A 21,790-nucleotide genomic window follows, 5' to 3' on the forward strand; every position below is an offset into this window, starting at 1 on the left:
GGGCCCCGCGAACCCGAGCAGCACCCCCTGCCCTGCGATGCGGGCTACACGCCCAGGCCCACCGTCAGGTGCATCATGTAGAAGGCGAACCTCATCACGAAGATGCCGGCGAGCGCGAGCACGCAGGCCACCACAAGGCGCACCGTGGTCGAGCGCCGCGTGCCCGAGCCTGCTCGCAGCGCGCTTGCCGCAACGCCGACGCCCGCCCCCACGAGGACCGCGAACGCGCCGAGCATCGCGAAGTAGCCCGGCACCTGCGACGCCGCCGTGGTCACGTGGTTCTCGATGCCCGCGAGGCCAAGCCCCTGCAGCACGTAGACGCACGCGTTGGCCGCCGCGAGCAGCGCCGCCGCGCACACGAGCGCCCAGCCGAGCCGACCGCGCACCGCGCGATATCCCGCGACGTGCAGGCCGAGCAGCGCGAGCAGGGGTCCGCCCGAAAGCGCGTTCAGGCAGAGCGCCAACGGCACGTAGGGCGTGCTCCACGCGAGGATGGTGGGGGCGTCATAGGCGAACGCGATGGCGCCCACGAACGCCATGCCCGCCGCGCACACAAGCGCGAGCCCCGCGCGGCGCAGCCTTACGCGCTGGCGCTCCGAGAACGCCGTGAGCCAGTACACGCCGGCGAGCCCCAGAAACACCACGCCCGCGAACACCTCGTTCGACAGCGGCGAGCGTCCCACGCCCGCCAGCACGTAGAGCGCGTTGGCGGGGTTGCCCAGATGCGTGGTCGACACTACGAGCCCCGTCAAGGTGACGGCGATGGGGATGCACATGAAGCGGTCGATCGCCACGCGCTCGCGCTCGCCCGCGCGCCCCGAGAGGAAGGGCAGGGCCATGAGGATGAGCGCCACCACGCCCGAGGGCGCGAGCGTGGTGAAGAGCACGAGCGTGATCTCGCCGAACGCCGTGCTCAAGCCGTCCATGCTGTACATAGCCCTCCCCTTTCTCGAAGACGGCGGGAGCGCGGGAGCGCCGCCCGCCGTCGCATGCGCGAGCCGACGAAATCTTCTGCCGCGTGCGCCGCCCGACGCTGCCCGCGCACGCGTCGCAGCCGTCCTGCCGAGGATCTGCCTAGCGGTAGAAGCGCGGGTAGGTCACCTCGAGGCCGCGCGCCTCGCACACGCCCTCCAAGCTCGCACGCGTCAGGCGCGCCAGGCCCTCGTAGAACGGATGCGCCGCCTCGCGCTCGACGAGGGAGAGGAAGTGCCCCGCCCAGGTGAGCAGGTGCTCGCGCAGGTACTCGTCGAGCAGCTCGGGGCGGTTGTCGGCGATCCACGTCATGAGCAGCAGCATGAGCCCGATGTGGTCCTCCGGCTCCGTCTTGTCGCCCAGCCGCTCGATGCCGTGTGCGCGCATCCACGCGCGCAGCTCAAGCGTGCTCGCGCCGAACACCACGCACTCGCGGTCGGTGTACACCGAGCCCCACGGCGGCGCGGCCTTCTTCGCCGGCCCCACGAACAGCCGCCGGTACTCCCACACGAGGTCGTCGTCGACGCCGGCGGCAGCGCCGGCGCGCATGAGCTCGAGCGCCGCGCGCGTCTCCTCCTCGTCGACGAAGGGCCACTCGGCGGCGGCCGCCCGCACGTCGAGCGACGCGAAAGACGCCAGGGCCGCGCAAGCCGCCTCGCCGCCGCGGCCGGGGTCGTTCAAGAACAGCGGCCCGAGCGTCTCCCGAGAAACGCCACCTGCTCCAAGGCGTGCTCCAAGGCGTGCTCCGGGGCAGCTTCGCACGCCGCGCCGTTGAGGTCGTTCATGGTTCTCTCTCCCTTCGTGCGAGAAACACGCGATCTGATACCCGCCGTCGCGCAAGCAGCCTGCCGGCGTGGGCGCAGCCCGGCAAACTGCAGGCAAAACCGCAGGTCCGCCTCGCGCCAAGCAGCCGCGCATGCGGCCCGGGAAGCCCCGATGGTATCAGATCGCGGCTTTCTCGCCCCTTCCTTCGCAAACTCTCCGACAACGAGCCGATAACGAGCGAAGCGGGGTGCGCCGACGTCGACGCACCCCGCCCTCAGGCAGCAGGACCCAAGCCCGCTGCCCCACTTGGCCGAGGTCGGAGACAGCAGGATGCGCTCCCGCCGCCTCGGCCAACCCCGCGCAGGCCCTAGAACACGTACAGGCCGACCGACAGGGACATGGCGTAGAACGCCAGGCGCGCGCACAGGATGCCGACGACCGCCAGCACGCAGGCTGCGGCACCCAGGGCGAGCGGGCGCGGCGCGCGCAGCGCCAGCACCGTGCACGCGCAGGCCGCGATGATCCCCACGACGCCCGCGCCGATGAGGGGCGCGGCCGCAGCCACCAGGTCAGAGCCGAGGGTGAGGGCGTTCTGCAGCCCCGAGGCGGTCACGGCCTGCCCGGCCAAGCCCGCGATGCCGAGCACCGCGCCCGAGACCGACACAACCAGGATCGCCTTCTTGGCCGGCTTGAGCGCCTCGGCGTCAAGGCCGCCGAGGGCGAGCACCAGCACGCCCGCCGCAGCGCCGCCCATCAGGGCGAAGTTGACCATCTGGAGGGGCGAGAACACCGTGTCCCACGAGGGGATGGTGCTCATCATGTACGCCAAGCCCATGAACAGGGCGTACACCACGGCCAGCGCGGCCACGGCGGCGCTGAGCCCGCGCCGCGCGCCCGCGGGGAGCTTGCCGGCAACCGCCAGCGCCCAGTAGACGACGGCCGTCACCGTGAACACGCAGCCCACGGCGATCTCATTGGACAGCGGCGAGCGACCCACGCCCGCAAACACCTGCGGGGCGTTCATGACGTTGGCCAGGTGGAAGAACGCCGCGATGAAGCTCACCAGGATGAGGGCCAGCGGGATCGCCGTCATCTTGTCGATCTTGCCCAGCTGCTCAGCGCTCGGCTTCGTGGTGGCAAGCGCCACGGCCAGCGTGACGAACGCGCCCGCGCCGATGGCGGACAGCGTAGTGAACAGCGCCAGCGGCATTTCGGCGAGTACGGCCTCCATGCTACATCACCTCCAGGGGGTTCGCGACCTTCGCGTCCATGTCGCCCGCAGGCTTCGCGTCCGCAGAGGGCTTGACATACAGGTTGGGCTCGGTGTAGTCGGGCTCGGGCAGAGGCGCGATGTTGCCGCGCTCGCCCTTCTCGGCCATCTCCTCGACGGTGCCGAAGTCGAGGGCGCGCGCCGGGCACGCCTTCACGCACACCGGCTTCTCGCCGACGGCCAGGAACTCGGCGCAGCCGTCACACTTCACCGAGTGCCCCTTGGCGCGGTCCACCTTCGGGGCGTTGTAGGGGCAGGCCATGTGGCAGTAGCCGCAGCCGATGCACTTGTCGGCGTCGACGCTCACCAGCCCCCGCTCGGCGTCCTTGCTCATGGCGCCCGTGGGGCACACCTCCACGCACGCCGGCTTGTCGCAGTGGTTGCACGACATGGACAGCGGGTAGCTCACGCACGAGGTGGTGAAGCAGCCGTCCGCGTCCGCGCTCGTCTCGCCGAGCGTCACCTCGTACACCTTGCGGAACGCGATGCCCCGGTCAAGGTCCTTGTAGTCCTTGCAGGCCATCTCGCAGGTCTTGCAGCCCGTGCAGCGAGTGCCGTCAAAGTAAAACGCATGCTGAGTCATGTTTGTTACCTCCTTCTCCTACTCGCTGCCCTATGCCTTGGCCACTTCGCAGATGTTGGTGTGCTGAGGGTTGCCCTTCGACAGCGGCGAGGGGCGCTGGGTGGTCATGGTGTTGATGGAGCCGCCCACGTCAACGCCGTTGGCGTCAGCCTCGAACCAAGCGCCCTGCGAGACGGCGACCGTGCCGGGGACCACGCGCGGGGTCACCTTGGCGAGAAGCTCGATGATGCCGAACTGGTTGGTCACGCGCACCTTGTCGCCCTGCTCGATGCCGCGCGGGTCCGCGTCGGCCGGGTTGATCCAGACCTCCTGCGGGTTGACGTCCTTAAGCTGCTCGATGTTGCCCCACGAGGAGTGGATGCGGCCGCGGTAGTGGAAGCCGGACAGCGCCAGCGGGAACTCGCTGGTCGTGGTCTCGACGCCGTACCATTCGGGGATGTATGCCGGGACGGCGGGCAGCGTGTCCATGCCGGGGAGCGTGTCGCCCTCCGCGAGCTCCCAGCCCTCCGTGAACTGCAGCAGCTTCTCGGAGAAGATCTCGATCTTGCCCGACGGCGTGGCGAGCGCGTTGGCCTCGGAGTCGTCGCGGAACTTCTTCATGGAGACGACCGGCTTGCCGCGACGCGTGTACACGCCCATCTCGACTGCCTCTTCCCACGTGGGAAGCTCGCCGTCCTTCTTGCGCGACGCCTCGTAGAGCTCCTTGATCCAGTCGTCCTCGGTCTTGCCCTCAGTGTAGGCGTCCTTCACGCCGAGCTTCTCAGCCACGAGCGTCGCCATCTCGTAGGCGGTCTTGCGCTCGAACTTCGGGGACGTGCAGGCCGTGCCGGTGATCACGTAGCCGTGGTCGGAGCCCGTGGCGATCTGCGAGGTCTGCTCGAAGCGGAACAGGTCGGGCAGGATGATGTCGGAGTACATGATGGAGTCGCACATCACCGTGTCGACGCCCAGGATGAACTCGCACTTGGTGTCGTCGGCGAGGACCTCGTGCGCGCGGTTGATGTCGGAATGCTGGTTGGTCAGGCAGTTGCCCGCGTAGTTGACCAGGAACTTGATGCCCACGGAGAGCTTGTCAGCGCCCTTGATGCCGGCGTTCTTGGAGGTCATCTCCGGGCCGTGGTCGATGGCGTCGGTGAACAGGAAGCACGGGATGGACGTCTTCACGGGGTTGGTGCCCGCCGGAAGGGAGCTCAGGGACGGGCTGTTGCGGTTCTCGCGCGTGCCGTTGCTGGTGCCGGGAAGGCCGACCTGACCCACCAGGCACGGCAGCGCCATGATCGCCCACGCCGTCCACTCGCCGTTGGAGCGGCGCTGCGGGCCCCAGCCCTGCGTCACGTAGAGCGGCGAGGTCGTGCCGATCTCCTGGGCGAGCTCCTCGATGCGCGCTGCGGGAATGCCCGTGATCTTGGCAGCCCACGCAGGGGTCTTCTCCACCTTGTCGTAACCCTCGCCCATGATGTAGGACTTGTACGACATGTTCTTGCCCTGGTACGCCTCGGGCATGGTCTCCTCGTCGTAGCCCACGCAGTAGGTGTGCAAGAAGTCGAGGTCGACCAGGTCATGCTTGATCAGGTAGTGGGCGATGCCCGCCACGAGCGCCGCGTCGGTGCCCGGGTTGATGGGCAGCCACCCGTCGGAGTGGCCCATGATGGAGTCGTTCATGCGGTAGTCGATCATGTAGATCTTGGCCTTCGTGCGCTCGCGCAGGTGCACCCAGTCGTAATGCGTGGTCAGGCCGCCCTGGCGCGTCTCCGTGGGGCTGCTTCCGAACACCAGGATGAGCTTGGAGTCCTCGCCTGCGGAAAGCGAGCTGCCGTTGCTGCCCTTGGACCCGTACATGTACGGCGTGATGCAGGAGATCTGCGCCGTTGAGTAGCTGTTGTAGTAGCCCAAGAAGCCGCCCATGAGGTTCATCAGGCGGTGAAACGGACGCGAGCTGGTGGCAGACACGCCCGTGGCGTACGCCAGGTAGACGGCCTCGTTGCCGTACTTGCCGATGACCTCCTTCAGCTTGTCGGCGATGATCTGCGTGGCCTCATCCCAGCTGACCTGCTCGTACTTGCCCTCGCCGCGCTTGGTGCCCTCGACGCGCTTGAGGGGGTAGCTGATGCGGTCGGGGTGGTTCGCCCACTGGCGGTAGGTGCGCCCGCGCAGGCACGCGCGCGGCTGCAGGTCGTCGAAGTCGGCGTCGGAGCTCGTGCAGGTGTCGACCCACATGATCTCGTCGCCCTTCGTGTGGACGCGCAGCGCGCAACGACCCGGGCAGTTGATGGCGCAGTGGCCCCACGTCACCTTCTCCTGCATCTCGGCGTGCGCCTCGGCCACGCCCTCGCCGAAGAGCGCGTCGGTTGCGGCGAGGCCGCCTCCGGCCACCGCAAGCGCCCCGAGCGCTCCGCCCGTCTTCAGAAACGTGCGGCGGCTTAGGTTAGAAAAGCCATTCTCCATAGCGTTCCCTCCTCTTTCCTCTTGATCACTGATCCTCGAGCGCGGCCCGCGCGCCCAGACCAACGGCGCCACGATACGCCCCAAAACCCGACCGCCCGTCACATACTATGTGTGATATTTGCAAAGTCGCAGGTCATACGCTGTATATCCCCAGTTGCGCATATAGGGTGAATAAACGGCGGAGCCCCTTGCCGCGCCGCGCGTTCGGTATACTGGCCGTCATACCGTCATGCCCGAGACGAGCCGGGAGAGGTGATTCGTGAACGCAGCCAGCGTACTCAGCGTGCTCAAGCCGAGCGTCACCTCGCTCGGCTACGCGCTCTTCCTGGCCGTCAACGCCGCTGGCGTGTGGGGCGGCGTGTTCCCGTTCCTCCCCATGGACTTCCAGACCCACGAGATCGTGCTCCGGTTCTTCCTCGCGCAGTCGCTCACGTTCGCGGCGAGCTTTTTGGCGAGCGCCGTGGGCGTGTACTTTCTGCCCGGCCCCACGCGCACGTTCCTCGTGAAGCTCACGAGCGCGCCCTACGCGGCCGGCTGGGCGGCGCTCATCGCCGCCATCTACCTGGACGACTTCGCGCTGGAGTTCGTCACCTTGGGCGGCGCCTTGCTCGGGCTGGGGTCGGCTGGGTTCTACATGCTGTGGCAGCGCCTGTTCGCCAGCCAAGACCCCGAGAGCGGCACGCGCGACCTCGTGACGGGCAGCGCCTACGCGGCGCTCCTGTACTTCTCGCTCTACCTCATCCCCCAGGCGGTGACGGCCTTCCTCATTCCGCTCGTGTTCCTGCCGCTGTTCGGCCTGTGCATCGCGCTGCGAAGCCGCGAGATAACGCTCGACCAGCCCATGTTCGAGGACGTGCCGCGCGAGCACCCGCAGGTGTACCGCCGCATCCTGCGCGACTTCTGGCGCAGCGCGCTGTCGGTGGGCACGCTCGGGTTCTGCGCCGGCGTCATGCGCTCGCTTGCCGTGGCCGACCCCCAGGTGGGGTCGCTCGTGAACATCATGTCGATGGCGGGCATGCTCGTGGCCGCGCTGGCGCTCCTGTTCGCCTGGCGCTTCCGCAACGTGCACCTGAACGTCATCGGCATGTACCGCATGGCGTTCCCGTTCATCGTCACGTCGTTCCTGCTGCTGCCGCTTCTGCCGGGCGCGTACCAGCGCGGGCTCGCGGCAGTGCTCTACGCCGCCTACAGCGCGGCCCTCATGATCATGATGGTCCAGAGCGCGCAGGTGTCGCGCGACCGCGGCGTGAACCCCGTGTTCGTCTACGGCTTCTTCGGCGCCGTGGTCTACGCGCTGCACGACATCGGGTTCGTCGGCGGCACGTTCGCCGAGGCCGCCTCCTTCATCGGCGTGTCGCCCGACGCCCTAGTGGCGCTTGTGGCGCTCTACCTGCTCGGGATCATGCACTTCGTGGGGTCAGGCGGGTTCGCGCACGCCGCCGCCCGCGAGGCCGCCGACATCGAGTTCATGGCCCTGAGCACGCCCGAGCCAGCCCGCAAGGCCGCAGAGGCGAAGGCGGGGGCGGCGAGGGAGCGCACGGCGAAGGGAAGCGGAGCGAAGATGGACGTGGCGAGGGAGCGCACGGCGAAGGGAAGCGAAGCGGCAAGAAGGCTCGAGGTGGGGCGCAAGCTCGCAGCGGCGCAGAGGCCGCCCGCCGAAGCATCCCCCGCCCCGCCTGCGACGCGCGGGCAGGTCGCAGGCGCCGGGCACGCCGTGCACGCGTCCGCGCCGCACGACGAGCTCGGCCCCGACCGCATCGCCGCCCAAGCCCAGGCGCTGCGCGAGCACTACCGCCTCACCGCGCGCGAAGCCGAGATCATGGAGCTCATCGCCCGCGGCAACACCGTGGCGCGCATCGCCGAGATGCTCGTGGTGTCCGAGAACACGGTGCGCACCCACTCCAAGCGCATCTACGTCAAGCTCGACATCCACAAGAAGCAGGAGCTCGTCGACCTCATCGACACCTTCGCCCCCGCCCGCTGAGCGCCCCTGAAACGAAGGGTCAGGGCCGCGAAGGCGGTGTGCAGGTTGAGAAGACGAAGGGACCGAAGAGGGAACGGATAGTCAGGGCCGCGAGGGCGGAGGGGTGCCCCGCGCGCAGGTTCTGCAGCGACTGAAACAGCCCAGTGGGCTGTTTCACCAAGCGAAGCCTGTTTGAGCACGGGACGTCCCCTCCATCATCACGACACCAAAGACAGCCGAGAAGCCGAAACCGTGAGGGCGGGTTGACCCGATCACTTCGACAAGATGTAGCGAGTGCTCTTTCCTGCTCCGATGCGATCAACCGCGCACTTTCCCGCAGTTCCTGCGATTCGCTCTCGGCAAATACGTCATTCCGATGGAAGATGAGCTTGGTTCCGTCAGGCGTACGCGCGCACTCGACACGCGCGCCGAAGGCCTCTCTTCGCTGATGGAATTATACTCCGCGTCGCCCCAAGGCGAGCCTCGGCGAAAAAGAAGGGAGCCCCGCATGTGGCGAGACTCCCTGATCGAGCGGGGCGGCGGGGGCGGCGGGCTGCATGCCCGCTGCCCCGCCCCGCTTCGCCAGCGTCAGCGGCCTCTTACGCGTCGGCGTAGAGGTCCTTGAGCTTCACCAGGTGCTCGTAGCGCTCCACGGCAGCCTGCTCGTTGCGCTCGAAGAGCTCCTGCGCGCGCTCGGGGAACTCGCGCGTCAGGCGGCTGTAGCGAGCCTCGTTCATGAGGAACTCGCGGTAGCCGCCGGCCGGCTCCTTGGAGTCGAGCGTGAACTTCTTGCCCGCGGGCGCCGCCGGGTTGAAGCGGTACAGGTTCCAGTAGCCGCACTCCACCGCGCGCCTCATCTCCTCCTGGCAGTTCTTCATGCCGCCCTTGATGGAGTGCATCTCGCACGGCGAGTAGCCGATGATGAGCGACGGGCCCGGATACGCCTCGGCCTCCTGGATGGCCTTGAGCGTCTGGGCCGGCTTCGCGCCCATGGCGACCTGCGCCACGTACACGTAGCCGTAGGCCATGGCGATCTCGGCGAGGCTCTTCTTCTTGATGTCCTTGCCGGAGGCGGCGAACTGCGCCACCTGGCCGATGTTAGACGCCTTGGACGCCTGGCCGCCGGTGTTGGAGTACACCTCGGTGTCGAACACGAACACGTTCACGTCCTCGCCCGACGCCAGCACGTGGTCGAGTCCGCCGTAGCCGATGTCGTACGCCCAGCCGTCGCCGCCGAAGATCCAGACGCTCTTCTTCGCCAGGTACTCCTTGTCCGCGAGGATCTCGGGGGCCGTGGGGCAGCCCGCCTCAGCCGCGGCCTCGAGCGCCGGGATGAGCGCGCGGGCGGCTTCGGCGTTGGCCGCGCCGTCCTCGAGCGTGTCCACGTACGTCGCGATGAGCTCGCGCGTGGCCTCGGGCGTCGCCTCGGCGGCGGCCATGTCGCGCAGCTTCGCCACAAGGCGCGTGCGCACGGCCTCGTGCCCGAGCAGCATGCCCAGCCCGTGCTCGGCGTTGTCCTCGAACAGCGAGTTGCTCCACGCCGGGCCGTGGCCGTCCTTGTTCACCGTGTAGGGCGAGGTGGCCGCCGGGCCGCCCCAGATCGACGAGCAGCCGGTGGCGTTGGCCACGAACATGCGGTCGCCGAACAGCTGCGTGACCAGGCGCGCGTACGACGTCTCCGCGCAGCCCGCGCAGGAGCCGGAGAACTCGAGCAGCGGCTGCTTGAACTGGCTGCCCTTGAGGCTCGCGTCCGCGAGCTCCGGCTTGTCGGAGACGTTCGCCACGCAGTAGTCGAAGGCCTCCTGCTGGGGCAGCTCGCCCTCGACGGGCACCATGGCGAGCGAGTTGGTGGGGCACACGCCAATGCACACGCCGCAGCCCATGCAGTCGAGCGGCGAGATGGCGAGCGTGTAGGCGAGGCCCTTCGCCGCCTTGCCCTTGGCGGCCACGAGCTTGGCGGCCTCGGGGGCGCTGGCAGCCTCGTCGTCGGTCAGCGCGAACGGGCGGATGGTGGCGTGCGGGCAGACGAAGGAGCACTGGTTGCACTGGATGCAGGCGGAGGCGTCCCACGTGGGCACCGTCACGGCCACGCCGCGCTTCTCGTAGGCGGCCGCGCCCTGCTCGAACTGGCCGTCCACGTGGTCCATGAAGGCCGACACCGGCAGCGCGTCGCCGTTCATGCGGCCCACCGGCTCCATGATCTCGGTGACCATGCGCACGAGCTCCGGGCGGCCCGACAGCGCGGGGGCCTCGCCCGCGTCGGCGGCGTCGGCCCAGGCGGCCGGCACCTCGACGCGCACGGCGGCGGTGGCGCCGGCGTCGATCGCGCGGTGGTTCATGTCGACCACGTCCTGGCCCTTCTTCAGGTAGGACTTCGTGGCCGCGTCCTTCATGTAGCGGATGGCGTCCTCCTGCGGCATGACGCCCGCGAGCGTGAAGAACGCGGACTGCAGGATGGTGTTGGTGCGCTTGCCCATGCCGATCTCGATGGCCAGGTCGATGGCGTTGATGGTGTAGAGCTTGACGTCGTTGGCGGCGATGTAGCGCTTCGCCTCGGCGCTCAGGTGGTGCTCGAGCTCCTCAGGCGTCCACTGGCAGTTGATGAGGAAGATGCCGCCCGGCTTCACGTCCTTCACGATGGGGAAGTTCTTCGTGATGTAGGACGGGTTGTGGCACGCCACGAAGTCGGCCTTGTTCACGTAGTAGGGGCTCTTGATGGGGGCGTCGCCGAAGCGCAGGTGCGAGATGGTCACGCCGCCGGTCTTCTTCGAGTCGTACTGGAAGTACGCCTGCACGTACTTGTCGGTGTGGTCGCCGATGATCTTGATGGAGTTCTTGTTGGCGCCCACCGTGCCGTCGCCGCCGAGGCCCCAGAACTTGCACTCGATGGTGCCGGGAGCCGCGGTGTTCGGCGAGGGAACCTCGGGGAGCGACAGGTTGGTCACGTCGTCGACGATGCCGATGGTGAACTCGCGGCGCGGCGCGTCCTGGGCGAGCTCGGCGTACACGGCGAACACGCTCGACGGCGGGGTGTCCTTGCTGCCGAGGCCGTAGCGGCCGCCCACCACGGTGAGGCCGGTGACGCCCTCCACGGCCAGCGCGTTCACCACGTCCATGTAGAGCGGCTCGCCCACGCTGCCGGGCTCCTTGGTGCGGTCCAGAACGGCGATCTTCCTCACCGTCGAGGGCAGCGCGGCCACGAACTTGTCGGTCACGAACGGGCGGTACAGGCGCACCTTCACGAGGCCGACCTTCTCGCCCTGGGCGGTGAGGTAGTCGATGACCTCCTCGGCCACGTCGCAGATGGAGCCCATGGCCACGATCACGCGCTCGGCGTCGGGCGCGCCGTAGTAGTTGAACAGCTCGTAGCTGGTGCCGAGCTTGGCGTTCACCTGGTGCATGTAGTCCTCCACCACGGCGGGCAGCGCGTCGTACGTGGAGTTGCACGCCTCGCGGTGCTGGAAGAAGATGTCGCCGTTCTCGTGGGAGCCGCGCATGGCCGGGCGCTCGGGGTTCAGCGCGTGCTCGCGGAAGGCGCGCACCGCGTCCATGTCGCACATCTCGGCCAGGTCATCGTAGTCCCACACGGCGATCTTCTGGATCTCGTGGGAGGTGCGGAAGCCGTCGAAGAAGTTGATGAAGGGGACCTTGCCCTTGATGGCGGAAAGGTGCGCCACGGCGGACAGGTCCATGACCTCCTGGACGTTGGTCTCGGCGAGCATCGCGAAGCCCGTCTGGCGGCACGCCATGACGTCGGAGTGGTCGCCGAAGATGTTGAGCGCGTGCGTGGCCACCGTGCGCGCGCTCACGTGGAACACGCTCGGCAGCTGCTCGGCCGCGATCTTGTACATGTTGGGGATCATGAGGAGCAGGCCCTGGGAAGCCGTGTAGGTGGTGGTGAAGGCACCCGCCGCCAGCGACCCGTGCACCGCGCCCGCGGCGCCCCCCTCGGACTGCATCTCGCACACCTTGACGGTGGTGCCGAAGATGTTCTTCTTGCCCTGCGCCGCCCACTGGTCGACGTAGTCGGCCATGGGGCTGGAAGGCGTGATGGGATAGATGCCCGCAACCTCGGTGAACGCGTAGGAGACGTACGCCGCCGCGTTGTTGCCATCCATCGACTTGAGTTCTCTCGTCATTTACCTCTCCTTCGAAGGGGGACCTGTGCCTATCGGGAAAAGCCGGGCGACCGGGTCGGCGAGGCCGAGAGGGCCGCATGCGGCTTGGGCTTCCTCGACGAACAGAAATACGCCGTCCATGATACCAGCCACGCGCAAGGCGCGCGCGGCGCGGGAGGGCAAAAGGGCGCCCGCAGAAGGCGCGTATTCGGTAAGTGGGACGCCGCGCTCGCCCCGCGCGGGGCGAGCGGCAGCACAAGCGGGGCGGGCGGGACGGGGCACGAGGGACGGGCCCCAGCCGGGAGCACGCGCGCCATCAGCGGGAACAACGCCCCTCCAGCCGCCTCGCCGCTGCGTGAGAGCCGCTCCGCGGGAAGGCGGACGGGCGGCGTCGAGCATTATTTCGTCGCTTTGCTTTATTTTGCAACGGTTTTCGCCCATAATATAGTTATCGCGCGCGCGAACCCAATAGCCCGTGCATGCGATGCGGGGCTGGCGCCCCGCCGACTCACAAGTTGGAGGGAATTATGGAACAGGTTAATCTGACTCGCCGTGGTTTCTTGGCAGGCACGGCGGCGACCGGTGCCCTCGCGGCGCTCACCCTGAGCGGCTGCGGTGGCGGCGGCGAGGAGAAGAAGCCCGCTGAGAGCAGCGCGGCCGAAGCCCAGGGTGGTGGTACCATCACGGCTGCCTGCAGCTACAAGAACTCGAACTACAACCCCGTCGGCGCGAGCTCCGCTCTGATGCTCCCCGCCATCCAGCACTGCCTCGAGGGCCTCTACGAGCTCGACTACTTCACCGGCAAGGTGAACGCCGCCCTGGCCGCCGGCGAGCCCACCGAGGTCTCCAAGACCGAGTACGAGGTGAAGCTGCGCGAGGGCGCCAAGTACAGCGACGGCAACGCCGTGACCGCTGCTGACGTCGTCGCCTGCGTCGAGGCCAACAAGGCCAACGCCACCTACGCCGACATGCTGTCCTTCATCGAGGCCGCCGAGGCCAAGGACGACACCACCGTCACCTTCAAGCTCGGCTACGAGTTCATCGACAGCGCCAACCTGCTCAAGGAGCGCCTGTCGCTGGTCCGCGTGTTCCCGGCCTCCGAGATCACCACCGAGCCCATGAAGACCCCGGCCACCGGCTCCGGCCCGTGGATGTGGGGCAAGTGCGACGGCGAGGACGGCGGCGCGCTGAACTTCACCCCGAACCCGAACTACAACGGCGCCACCCCCGCCAGCGCTGACGCCATGGAGTGGCTCGTCCGCGTTGACAACACCGCCCGCGTCACCGCCCTGCAGGAGGGCACCGCGGTTGCCGGCGAGAACATCCCGTTCGACAACGTCGACCAGCTCGTCAACGCCGGCGTCACCGTCGAGAGCGTGCCCAGCTACGGCATCGGCTTCCTCATGTTCAACACGCAGAAGGAGCCCTTCAACGACAAGCGCGTGCGCCAGGCGTTCTTCTATGCCATCGACTACGACAAGATCATCTCCAACCAGCTCGGCGGCACTGCTGACAAGATCACGTCCTACCTGCCCGAGTCCAACCCGGCCTACCACAAGGCCTCCACGGTCTACACCTATGACCCGGAGAAGGCCAAGGCCCTGCTCAAGGAAGCCGGCCAGGAGAGCATGAAGGTCACCCTGCTCGTCATCGACAACTGGATCAAGAGCATCTCCAACCAGATCCAGCAGGACCTGCTCGCCGTGGGCATCGACTGCACCCTCGACGTCCAGGCTGCCCCCTACCCGACGATGGCCCCCTCGCCGACCGACGAGATCCTGCCCTTCGACGTGTTCCTGGCCCCCGGCGACGTGAGCTGCTTCGGCACCAACGCTGACGTGCACCTGTCCTGGTTCTACGGCCAGAACACCGACTGGGCCCAGGGTCGCTCCTGCTGGGCCAAGTGCGGCGACGGCAAGTGCGAGGAGTTCAACGGCTACCTCATGGACGCCCGCAAGGCCACCGACGAGGCTGCCCGCCAGGACGCGTGGAACAAGTGCTTCGACCTCATCTCCGAGGAGGTGCCGCTGTACCCGCTGTTCCACAAGCAGGTTACCACCGGCTGGTGGGACGAGAAGATCGAGGGCTTCGAGCCCAGCCCGACCACCGGTCTGTACTTCCAGAACGCTTCGCTCAAGTAGGCACGCCCTCGCTTGACGCAGCGCCTGCAAGCGCATCGGAAGCCCGCCTCACCCGAGGCGGGCTTCTTTTTAACGAGACACTCGAGGACAGGAGGCTGATTCACCATGACGCGTCTTTTCTCCGTTTACGGCGATTCCATCAGCTCGTTCGAAGGCGCGCTGCCCGAGGGCTGGCGCGTGTTCTACGAGGGCGAGCAGCGCGCGGCGACAGGCGTCGACTCCGTCGCCGACACCTGGTGGGGCCAGGTCATAGACCACTTCGAAGGGGAGCTCCTCGCCAACGCGGCCTGGTCGGGCTGCGTGGTCGAGGGCACGGAGTTCCCCGTCGGCGCGAGCGCGGAGCGCATCGCGGCGCTTGCGCGGGACGGGCGGGCCCCCGATGACATCATCGTGCACATCGGCATCAACGACTACGGCTGGGGCTCGGGCGACGCGCAGATCGCCGCGGCCACGCCGTCCGCGCCGCCGAAGCTCGCCGCAGCCTGCCCCTACCACGGCCGCGAGGCCGGCATGGCGCCCGAGGGCGCCGTCGCGAACTTCGCCGCGTCGTACGGCCGCATGGTCGACCAGATGCGGGAGAGGTGGCCCGAGGCGCGCATCTGGGTGTCCACGCTTCTGCCGGGGCGCGTGTCCGGGGCGCGCCGCCCCACCTCGCCGCGCTACTTCCGCGGCGTGTGCGTCGACGAGTACAACGACGCCATCCGCGCCGTCGCGGCGGCGCGCGAGGGCTGCTACCTGGTCGACATGGCCGCGTTCGGCTTCGACTACGACGCCGTAGACGGCACGCACCCCACCGCCAAGGGCATGAGGCAGATGGCCGCCCTGTTCATCCGCGGCATGGAGCAGGCGTGCGCCGAGCTTCCCCGCACGCCGTACGCGGGGGCCGACCTCCTCACCGAGGACATGCGCAGCGCGGAGTTCTGCACGAGGCCCTGCGTCGGCTGCGAGCACGCGCGCGGCACGGGCAACAGCTGGTGGCACGTGTGCGAGAGGCAGCTCGCCGACGCCTAGCGCGCCCGCGCGGCGCCTGCCGCCTCGCGACGACCTGACAGCCGCCCGGTGCCGGCGGCAAGTCAACGGGGACGCGACTTGCGTCCCCGTTGACTTGCCCTTTACTTTCCCGAAAAAAACACGGTTTCTCCCCTTATAATGGAAGATGGCTATTTCTATTGAGACGTCGGACCAGGGGAGCTCTTTCAGAAAGGCCGTCTACAGGAAAGAGGGCTCGTCAGAGCCGAAACGAAAGGGGGATTCAGTGAACAATCTCTTACGATTGATCGGCAACCGCCTCATCTGGCTACCGATCATGATATTTGGTGTCACCGTCCTCGTGTTCTTCCTCATGTCGCTCTCGCCCATCGACCAGGCCTACTCGGCGCTCGGCGAGAACGCGGCGCCCGAGCAGCTTGAGGCCTACCGCGAGTCGCACGGCCTCAACGACCCGACCGTCGTGCAGTACGGCCGCTACATGGCCGGCTTCTTCCAGGGCGACCTGGGCACCTACGGCGCGGCGAGCCAGTCGGTGGCAGACCGCATCGCGCAGGCCCTGCCCGTCACGCTGCAGCTGGGCTTCTTCGGCTTCATCATCGCGATCATCCTCTCGGCCATCCTGGGCGTCGTCTCGGCCCTGTACCGCGACCGCTGGCCCGACCAGGTCATCCGCGTGTTCTCGATCGCGTGCATCGCGACGCCGTCGTTCTGGCTCTCGGTGCTGTTCATCCTCCTGTTCTCGTCCACCTTGCACCTGCTGCCCGCATCGGGTCCGCTTCCCCCGCTCCTTGAGGACCCCGCCGGATGGCTCGCCCGCATGGCCATGCCCGGCGTCGCGCTCGCGGTTCCCCTGACCGGCCAGATGACGCGCATCATCCGCACCTCGATGGTCGAGGAGCTTGACAAGGACTACGTGCGCACCGCGCGCGGCTTCGGCATCCCCTACGGCACCGTCGTCGCCCGCAACGTGCTGCGCAACGCCCTCATCACGCCCGTCACCGTGCTCGGCCTCAAGTTCGGCTACATGATCGGCGGCGCCGTGGTCCTCGAGGTCATCTTCGCCCTGCCCGGCATGGGCATGGCCATCCTCTCGGGCGTCACATCGAACTACGTCATGTTGGTACAGGGTGTCGTCCTCGTGGTCGCCATCACGTTCATCATCGTGAACGTGATCGTCGACATGCTCTACATCCTGATCGATCCGCGAATCAGGACGGTGTAGCGCTATGGTACAGCTTCGTGGAAACCTCACCAAGAAACTCGAGGACAACGCCGGCAAGGTCCGCTTCCGCCGCTGGAAGGCCATGACCATCGGCGCGCGCATCTCGCTCGTGATCCTCATCCTCATCATCCTCATGGCGCTGCTGGCTGACTTCATCGCGCCGTACGACCCGCTGGCCATCTACACGGCCCGCACGCCTCCCAACGCCGACTTCCTCTTCGGCACCGACGACAAGGGCCGCGACGTCCTGTCGCGCATCATGTGCGGTGCGAAGTACTCGCTGGCCATCGGCCTGGGCGCCACGACGTTCGCGCTCGTGGTGGGCTCCGTCATCGGCGCCATCGCCGCCGTGGTGCGCCCGCACATCTCCAACGTCATCATGCGCATCCTCGACATCATCATGTCGTTCCCGGGCATCGCCCTGGCCGCCACCTTCATCGTGGTGTTCGGCAACAGCGTGCCCTCGCTCATCTTCGCGATCGGCTTTCTGTACATCCCGCAGATCGCGCGCATCGTGAGGGCGAACGTCATGAGCGAGTACAACCAGGACTACGTCCGCGCGGCCATCGTGTCCGGCGCGCACGCGCCGTGGATCCTCACCAAGCACGTGGTGCGCAACTGCATCGCGCCCGTGCTCGTGTTCACCATCGTGCTCGTGGCTGACGCCATCGTGTTCGAGGCGTCCCTGTCGTTCATCTCGGCGGGCATCCCCGAGCCGACGCCCACCTGGGGCAACATCCTCGCCGACGCGCGCAACGGCGTGCTGGCCGGCCGCTGGTGGCAGGCGCTGTTCCCCGGCATCGCCATCATGGTCACGGTGCTCTGCCTGAACATCGTGTCCGAGGGCATCACCGACGCCATGGCCGCCCCCAAGAGCGCCGTGAAGCTCACCGAGTCCGACCTCAAGACCGACCGCGAGGCCGATCGCCTGGTCGCCGACCCGAAGCTCGCCTACGCCGCTCAGGCTGACATGCTCGAGAAGCGCCTCGCCCGCCTGAAGGAGATGGAGGGCATCCGCAACGACCGCTTCGAGGCGCGCACCGACGTGCCGCCCATCCTCGAGGTCAAGGACCTCTGCATCAAGTTCCCGCGCCACGGCGACGTGAACGTGGTGGACCACGTGAGCTTCGTGGTGCGCCCGCGCCAGTCGATGGGCCTCGTGGGCGAGTCCGGCTGCGGCAAGTCCATCACCTCGCTGGCCATCATGGGCCTGCTCGACCCCAAGGCCGAGATCTCCGGCGAGATCCTCTACGACGGCAAGAACCTGCTCACCATGACGCAGAAGGAGATCAACGAGCTGCGCGGCAAGGAGATCTCCATGGTCTACCAGGACGCGCTGTCCTCGCTCAACCCGTCCATGCTCATCAAGACGCAGATGAAGCAGCTCACCTCCCGCGGCGGCACCCGCACGGCCGAGGACCTGCTCGAGCTCGTGGGCCTCGACCCGAAGCGCACGCTCGGCTCCTACCCGCATGAGCTCTCCGGCGGCCAGCGCCAGCGCGTGCTCATCGCCATGGCGCTCACGCGCGACCCGAAGCTCGTCATCGCCGACGAGCCCACCACCGCCCTCGACGTGACGGTGCAGAAGCAGGTCGTCGACCTGCTGAACCGCCTGCAGCACGAGCTCGGCTTCGCCATGGTGTTCGTGAGCCATGACCTCGCGCTCGTCGCCGAGGTGGCGAACTCCATCACCGTCATGTACGCCGGCCAGGTCGTGGAGCAGGGCCCGGTGAAGGACATCCTCACCCACCCCATCCACGAGTACACCCGCGGCCTTCTGGGCTCGGTGCTCTCCATCGAGGCCGGCGGCGACCGCCTGCACCAGGTCCCGGGCTCGGTCCCGTCTCCGAAGGACTTCCCCGAGGGCGACCGCTTCACCCCGCGCTCGAGCCATCCCGACAAGGTCTCCCAGATCCGCCCGATGCTCAAGCGCTACCTCCAGACCGACCACTACTACGCCGAGCTGCCTGACAGCGAGCTTGCACGCCTCGGCATCGAGCCTTACGTGAAGGGAGGTGTCGAGTAATGACCGAGGAGATCAAAGCCGAGGCCGTCGAGACGAAGGCTTCCGACGAGCAGACTCCCATCATCTTCCTTGACGACGTGAAGGTGACCTTCAAGACCCGCACGGGCTCCATCCTGCACCCCAACAAGGTCCAGGCCGTGCGCGGCCTCACGCTCAAGCTCATGCCCGGCGAGACCATCGGCATCGTCGGCGAGTCCGGCTGCGGCAAGTCCACCACGGCGAACGTGATGTGCGGCTTGCAGAAGCCCACCGAGGGCCGCGTGTTCTTCAAGGGCAAGGACGTCACGCACCGCACCGCGGCCGACCGCCGCACCATCGGCCGCGTGATCTCGGTGGTGTTCCAGGACCCGGCGACGGCCCTGAACGCCCGCATGACCGTCCACGACCAGCTCATGGATCCGATGAACCTGCACAAGGTGGGCACCCCCGCCGAGCGCGAGGCGCGCGTCCACGAGCTCATCGGCATGGTCGGCCTGCCCGAGAGCGTGCTCGAGGCGCTGCCCGGCCAGATGTCCGGCGGCCAGCGCCAGCGCGTGGCCATCGCCCGCGCCCTGTCGCTCAAGCCCGACGCCATCATCGCCGACGAGCCCACCAGCGCCCTCGACGTGTCCGTGCGCGCGCAGATCCTGAACCTGCTCATGGACCTCAAGAAGGAGCTGGGCCTGGCCATGGTGTTCATCAGCCATGACATCCAGACCGTGCGCTACATCTCCGACCGCATCATCGTGATGAACGGCGGCCTCGCGGTCGAGGTGGGCACGTCCGAGCAGGTATTCAACAACCCGAAGGACGACTACACGCGCCTGCTCCTGGGCGCCGCCCCGTCGCTGCTCCATCCCGACCTGGGCAAGAAGTAGACCCTTCGACATGGCGACGAGAAAGGAGGCTTCCGACTGCGTTGGGGGCCTCCTTTTTTCCTTGACCCCACCACCTGAACCATCTATAGTTTGTCGCTATAGTTTGTCTCGCCGGGACCTAAACTTCGAAGAGAAGGTGTGCTATGGAAACCTCAAAGATCCGGGGCGTCATACCCCCTGTCATCATTCCGCTCACTGAGAAGAAGTCGCTCGACCTCGATGCCTTCAACCGGTCGGTCAACCGCATGATCGACGCGGGCGTCGACGGCCTGTTCTTCCTCGGCTCGAGCGGCGAGGTGGCGTTTCTGACCGACGCGCAGCGCTACCACGTGCTGCAGGAGGCCGTCGCCATCGTCAACGGGCGCGTCCCCGTGCTGGCCGGCATCGTCGACATGGAGACCATGCGCGTCGTGGACCAGGCCAAGCGCGCCGCGGGCTTCGGCGTCGACGCGCTCGTGGCCACGGCGCCCTTCTACGCGCTCGGCGGCCCGAAGGAGACGGAGCGCCACTTCCGCGCCATCCGCGAGTACACCGACCTGCCGCTGTTCGCCTACGACCTGCCCGTGTGCGTGCACACCAAGCTCGACCCGAGCATGCTGGTGCGCCTGGGGTGCGACGGCGTGCTGCAGGGCGTGAAGGACTCCTCGGGCGACGACGTCAGCTTCCGCTGGCTCATGCTCGAGAACGAGGATGCAGGGCATCCCCTGCAGCTGCTCACCGGGCACGAGGTCGTCGTCGACGGCGCGTATCTGGGCGGCGCCGACGGCTCGGTGCCGGGGCTCGCGAACGTCGACCCCTACAGCTACGTGGAGCAGTGGCGCGCCGCGCAGGCGGGTGACTGGGAGCGCGTGAAGGAGCTCCAGGACCACCTGGCGCGCCTCATGTTCGTCACGCGCCACGTGAGGGCTACCGTGGGCTTCGGCGCGGGCGTGGGCGCCTTCAAGACGGCGCTGTGGCAGATGGGCGTGTTCAACACCAACCAGATGCGCGAGCCCGTCCAGCCGCTCAAGGGCGACGACGTGGAGGGCATCGTGGCCATCCTCAAGCGGGAGGGCATGATGGACCCCGACGCGCCCGTGCGCACCACCTACTAGGGGCCGCGACACGGCACGACGCGAAGACCGCCGGGGCGCCCCACGGCGCCCCGCAGACCAGGCAACGCACTTAACGTGAGGAGGGCCATTGACTGCTGAGGACATCACGAGGCTCGCGGAGGCGCGCGAGTGGATCCGCACGGAGCTGAACGCCAGCGTCAGCTTCTGGCTTGAGCACGGCATGGACGCCGAGAACGGCGGCGTGTACACCTGCCTCGACCGCGCGGGAGCGGTCTACTCCACCGACAAGAGCGTGTGGATGCAGGGGCGCTGCGGCTGGACGTTCTCCTACCTCGCCCACCTGTACGGCGAGGAGGCGCCCGCATGGCTCGACACCGGCAAGGCCGACTGGCTCGCCGCCGCCAAGAGCAGCATCGACTTTCTGGAGGACCACTGCATCAACCACGACGCGGGCGGGCGCCTGTACTTCACGGTGACGGCCGAGGGCGCGCCCTTGCGCCAGCGCCGCTACTGCTTCTCCGAGGGCTTCTACTGCATCGCCAACGCCGAGTACTACGGCGTCACGGGCTCGCCTGAGCACCTCGAGCGCGCGCGGCGCGCGTACCGGCTGATCTACGAGCTGAACAACGGCCTCATCGAGGACCCCGCGGGGCTCGGCCCCAAGACCATCGCGGCCACGCGCTCGGGCTACGCGCTCGGCGACCCGATGATCTTCCTCAACATCATCGGCATCATGCGCCGGGTCGACCCGGCCCACGCCGACGAGTACGACCGGCACGCGCGCGAGTGCACCGACCGCATCGTGAGCTTCCACTACCGCCCCGAGCTCGGCTGCACGCTCGAGAGCGTGAACGCCCAGGGCGAGCCCGAGCTGTGGTACACGGCGGGGCGCGTGGTGAACCCCGGGCACGACATCGAGTGCAGCTGGTTCATGATGGACGAGGCGAACTACCGCGGCGACGAGAAGCTGCACGCCACAGCCGAGGACATCTTCCGCCTGGCCATCGAGGCCGGCTGGGACGAGGAGTACGGCGGGCTTCTGTACTTCATCGACGCCAAGGGCCTGCCGCCCGAGGCGTACGAGCACGACATGAAGCTGTGGTGGCCCCACAACGAGATCATGATCGCCGCGTCGAAGGCGTACCGCGACACGCGCGACCCGTACTTCCTGGAGTGGTTCTTCAAGACGCTCGACTACGCGCGCGAGCACTTCGCCGACCCGGAGTACGGCGAGTGGTACGGCTATCTGCGCCGCGACGGCAAGCCCACCATGCCCTCCACGAAGGGCTCCACGTTCAAGGGACCCTTCCACGTGCCGCGCGCCCTGGCCATGACCGAGCGCATCCTGACCGAGATCCTGGAGGGCTAGCCTCCCCCGCGGGG

Annotated in this window: 14 protein-coding genes; 8 read left to right on the forward strand and 6 right to left on the reverse strand. The window is 67.8% G+C overall.

The features are described 5' to 3' along the window. Positions 1–44: 44 nt before the first annotated feature. The 5 genes from G7Y49_RS03360 to G7Y49_RS03380 all read right to left on the reverse strand — a co-directional run bounded on the left by G7Y49_RS03360 (position 45) and on the right by G7Y49_RS03380 (position 6,035). Positions 45–935, reverse strand: a complete 891-nt coding sequence (locus G7Y49_RS03360; protein WP_241157246.1) for a DmsC/YnfH family molybdoenzyme membrane anchor subunit — start codon at positions 933–935, stop codon at positions 45–47. 139 nt (positions 936–1,074) lie between these two features. Then, positions 1,075–1,653, reverse strand: coding sequence for a Tat proofreading chaperone DmsD (gene dmsD, locus G7Y49_RS03365; RefSeq protein WP_241157247.1), 579 nt, complete (start codon positions 1,651–1,653; stop codon positions 1,075–1,077). 451 nt (positions 1,654–2,104) lie between these two features. Further along, positions 2,105–2,968: a DmsC/YnfH family molybdoenzyme membrane anchor subunit gene (locus G7Y49_RS03370; protein ID WP_165171192.1), complete on the reverse strand. Its 864-nt coding sequence runs from the start codon at positions 2,966–2,968 to the stop codon at positions 2,105–2,107. Between the two features lies 1 nt (position 2,969). Further along, entirely contained in the window at positions 2,970–3,590 is a 621-nt protein-coding gene (locus tag G7Y49_RS03375; RefSeq protein ID WP_165171194.1) for a 4Fe-4S dicluster domain-containing protein, read from the reverse strand. A gap of 30 nt (positions 3,591–3,620) precedes the next feature. Next, positions 3,621–6,035, reverse strand: a complete 2,415-nt coding sequence (locus G7Y49_RS03380; RefSeq protein ID WP_165171196.1) for a DMSO/selenate family reductase complex A subunit — start codon at positions 6,033–6,035, stop codon at positions 3,621–3,623. A gap of 259 nt (positions 6,036–6,294) precedes the next feature. On the opposite strand from G7Y49_RS03380, the gene G7Y49_RS03385 reads away from it, so the two are divergent. Next, positions 6,295–8,019, forward strand: a complete 1,725-nt coding sequence (locus G7Y49_RS03385) for a helix-turn-helix transcriptional regulator (protein ID WP_241157248.1) — start codon at positions 6,295–6,297, stop codon at positions 8,017–8,019. Between the two features lie 578 nt (positions 8,020–8,597). Here the strand turns inward: G7Y49_RS03385 and nifJ are convergent. After that, positions 8,598–12,137 carry a pyruvate:ferredoxin (flavodoxin) oxidoreductase gene (nifJ, locus tag G7Y49_RS03390; RefSeq protein ID WP_165171198.1) on the reverse strand — a complete coding sequence of 1,180 codons (3,540 nt, stop codon included), beginning with the start codon at positions 12,135–12,137 and terminating at the stop codon, positions 8,598–8,600. Positions 12,138–12,643: 506 nt separating this feature from the next. On the opposite strand from nifJ, the gene G7Y49_RS03395 reads away from it, so the two are divergent. The 7 genes from G7Y49_RS03395 to G7Y49_RS03425 all read left to right on the forward strand — a co-directional run bounded on the left by G7Y49_RS03395 (position 12,644) and on the right by G7Y49_RS03425 (position 21,776). Beyond that, positions 12,644–14,257: an ABC transporter substrate-binding protein gene (locus G7Y49_RS03395; RefSeq protein ID WP_165171200.1), complete on the forward strand. Its 1,614-nt coding sequence runs from the start codon at positions 12,644–12,646 to the stop codon at positions 14,255–14,257. A gap of 105 nt (positions 14,258–14,362) precedes the next feature. Then, positions 14,363–15,268: a GDSL-type esterase/lipase family protein gene (locus tag G7Y49_RS03400; RefSeq protein ID WP_165171202.1), complete on the forward strand. Its 906-nt coding sequence runs from the start codon at positions 14,363–14,365 to the stop codon at positions 15,266–15,268. Between the two features lie 244 nt (positions 15,269–15,512). Further along, positions 15,513–16,469, forward strand: a complete 957-nt coding sequence (locus tag G7Y49_RS03405) for an ABC transporter permease (protein WP_165171204.1) — start codon at positions 15,513–15,515, stop codon at positions 16,467–16,469. A gap of 4 nt (positions 16,470–16,473) precedes the next feature. Beyond that, the gene (locus G7Y49_RS03410) at positions 16,474–18,495 is read left to right on the forward strand and encodes a dipeptide/oligopeptide/nickel ABC transporter permease/ATP-binding protein (protein WP_165171206.1); all 2,022 of its coding nucleotides are present in this window, start codon (positions 16,474–16,476) and stop codon (positions 18,493–18,495) included. Continuing rightward, a complete protein-coding gene (locus G7Y49_RS03415; RefSeq protein WP_165171208.1) occupies positions 18,495–19,352 on the forward strand; it encodes an ABC transporter ATP-binding protein in 858 nt (285 codons plus the stop codon). Before G7Y49_RS03410 ends, G7Y49_RS03415 begins: the two co-directional genes overlap by 1 nt. A gap of 143 nt (positions 19,353–19,495) precedes the next feature. Beyond that, positions 19,496–20,446, forward strand: a complete 951-nt coding sequence (locus G7Y49_RS03420) for a dihydrodipicolinate synthase family protein (protein ID WP_165171210.1) — start codon at positions 19,496–19,498, stop codon at positions 20,444–20,446. 88 nt (positions 20,447–20,534) lie between these two features. Continuing rightward, positions 20,535–21,776 (forward strand): AGE family epimerase/isomerase, encoded by a 1,242-nt coding sequence (locus tag G7Y49_RS03425; protein ID WP_206214538.1) that lies wholly within the window; start codon positions 20,535–20,537, stop codon positions 21,774–21,776. Positions 21,777–21,790: the final 14 nt, after the last annotated feature.

Source organism: Adlercreutzia sp. ZJ242 (assembly GCF_011038995.1).
GTDB lineage: Bacteria > Actinomycetota > Coriobacteriia > Coriobacteriales > Eggerthellaceae > CAAEEV01.

What these genes read in the sequence shown, in the direction of transcription:
- G7Y49_RS03360 (WP_241157246.1), bottom strand. Translation starts at nt 935, where the DNA reads ATGTACAGCATGGACGGCTTGAGCACGGCGTTCGGCGAGATCACGCTC.
- G7Y49_RS03370 (WP_165171192.1), bottom strand. Translation starts at nt 2,968, where the DNA reads ATGGAGGCCGTACTCGCCGAAATGCCGCTGGCGCTGTTCACTACGCTG.
- G7Y49_RS03375 (WP_165171194.1), bottom strand. Translation starts at nt 3,590, where the DNA reads ATGACTCAGCATGCGTTTTACTTTGACGGCACTCGCTGCACGGGCTGC.
- G7Y49_RS03380 (WP_165171196.1), bottom strand. Translation starts at nt 6,035, where the DNA reads ATGGAGAATGGCTTTTCTAACCTAAGCCGCCGCACGTTTCTGAAGACG.
- nifJ (WP_165171198.1), bottom strand. Translation starts at nt 12,137, where the DNA reads ATGACGAGAGAACTCAAGTCGATGGATGGCAACAACGCGGCGGCGTAC.
- G7Y49_RS03395 (WP_165171200.1), top strand. Translation starts at nt 12,644, where the DNA reads ATGGAACAGGTTAATCTGACTCGCCGTGGTTTCTTGGCAGGCACGGCG.
- G7Y49_RS03400 (WP_165171202.1), top strand. Translation starts at nt 14,363, where the DNA reads ATGACGCGTCTTTTCTCCGTTTACGGCGATTCCATCAGCTCGTTCGAA.
- G7Y49_RS03410 (WP_165171206.1), top strand. Translation starts at nt 16,474, where the DNA reads ATGGTACAGCTTCGTGGAAACCTCACCAAGAAACTCGAGGACAACGCC.
- G7Y49_RS03415 (WP_165171208.1), top strand. Translation starts at nt 18,495, where the DNA reads ATGACCGAGGAGATCAAAGCCGAGGCCGTCGAGACGAAGGCTTCCGAC.
- G7Y49_RS03420 (WP_165171210.1), top strand. Translation starts at nt 19,496, where the DNA reads ATGGAAACCTCAAAGATCCGGGGCGTCATACCCCCTGTCATCATTCCG.